Origin of the sequence: Uniformispora flossi (assembly GCF_049534875.1) — a bacterium.
Classification (GTDB): domain Bacteria; phylum Actinomycetota; class Actinomycetes; order Streptomycetales; family Streptomycetaceae; genus Yinghuangia; species Yinghuangia aomiensis.
The window spans coordinates 1-1,681 of sequence record NZ_JBMULZ010000049.1 but is presented as its reverse complement, the minus strand read 5'-3'; the positions used below and the strand labels follow the sequence as shown (position 1 = coordinate 1,681).

Genomic DNA, 1,681 nt, shown 5'->3' with positions numbered 1-1,681 from the left:
GTCACACCCAGTGAAGGGCATGAGGTTCCACAGAGGGAAAGGCCCGGCCGGACCAGTACACGCGGTGAGGCGGACCGGCCAGCCAGGCCCAAGGTTCAACTACGAGCTTTTTAACCACAACAACTTTAATATACGCTATTGGAGCTGGAATTACCGCGGCTGCTGGCACCAGACTTGCCCTCCAATTGTTCCTCGTTAAGGGATTTAAATTGTACTCATTCCAATTACAAGACCCAAAAGAGCCCTGTATCAGTATTTATTGTCACTACCTCCCCGTGTCGGGATTGGGTAATTTGCGCGCCTGCTGCCTTCCTTGGATGTAGTAGCCGTTTCTCAGGCTCCTTCTCCGGGGTCGAGCCCTAACCCTCCGTTACCCGTTGCAACCATGTTTGGCCAATACCCAAACATCGAAAGTTGATAGGGAAGAAATTTGAATGAACCATCGCCGGCGCAAGGCCGTGCGATTCGAGAAGTTATCATGAATCACCAAAGAGCCCAGAGGGCATTGGTTTTTAATCTAATAAATACATCCCTTCCGAAGTCGGGATTTTTAGCATGTATTAGCTCTAGAATTACCACGGTTATCCAAGTAGTAAGGTACTATCAAATAAACGATAACTTATATAATGAGCCATTCGCAGTTTCGCTGTATAATTGCTTATACTTAGACATGCATGGCTTAATCTTTGAGACAAGCATATGACTACTGGCAGAATCAACCAGATAACTATCGTCCGCCGCGGAAAAACGGCAACCGGTGCTGCGAGCAGCGCCGGAGAGATGTCAAGTTCACTGGGTGGCGTCCGGAGACGCGCCGGGCAAAGCACCTGCGGCAGGAGCCGTGGGCGCCGTGCGAGCCGGCAATCCGCTTTCCCACTCATGTGTTCCCCAGCGAAGCCGTCGACCACACTGAGCCCGAACGGGCGGCGTGTGGCCTGGGGCACGCCAGGAGAAGGACTCAGCGCCCGACTTCAGCCATTGCGGCGTCCGGCGGGCGTGGTTGCCTTCCGTTGCTCGATGGTAGAACTCGCCAGAGGCCAGTAATCCACAGAACCCATCCCTACAGCGGCGATTGCCGGGGCATTCGTCGCCTTCAGGGCATCCCCAGTACGCCGTGAAGCCTGAGCGACCGGTTTCGTGGGGGCCGACCAACACTATGAATCCCTCGCTAGCGAGACCGGAGCCTGCAAGCCTGTTCAAGGGACCACGCAATGAAAGTCTTCAAGATATGGTACAGTTGTTTGATTGCGGTTGTGTTGTGGCCGGCCGATTGCTCGACTGGCCACCCGCTCTCACATACCCTCCGAGCTCTCTGGTGGGGCGCCCCCGCCACCCGGCACTCGTTGGCCACTTTTGATTTCCCGCAAAATTCATTTGTATGGCAAATCCAAAAAATCGACTCACGAACATACATTTCCAACAACGCACCACCCCCCCCTCTCGGCGCCGGGTTTCTCGGCACCAGCGCGCCCCCAGGCCTGCCAGCAGCCAGCCCACGTATTTCTTTTGCCCTTGCCGCCGCCCCCAGATGGTACAGGGTAGGTTCAGGGTAGGCCTTACCCTGCACCCCGACACAGGCGCCACCAGGAGGCTTTAGAGGCTAGAAGCGCTATAGGGAGGCCCTGGCCGAAGGCCCTGGCGTACGCTGCTATCGCTATGCCCATCTACGGGGGGCGCTAGA

General features: G+C 55.9%; 1 rRNA gene. It reads right to left on the bottom strand.

The window, feature by feature from the left end:
- A 16S ribosomal RNA gene (locus ACPA54_RS38970) occupies window positions 1–731 on the bottom strand; the annotation flags it as partial.
- Window positions 732–1,681 lie beyond the last annotated feature (950 nt).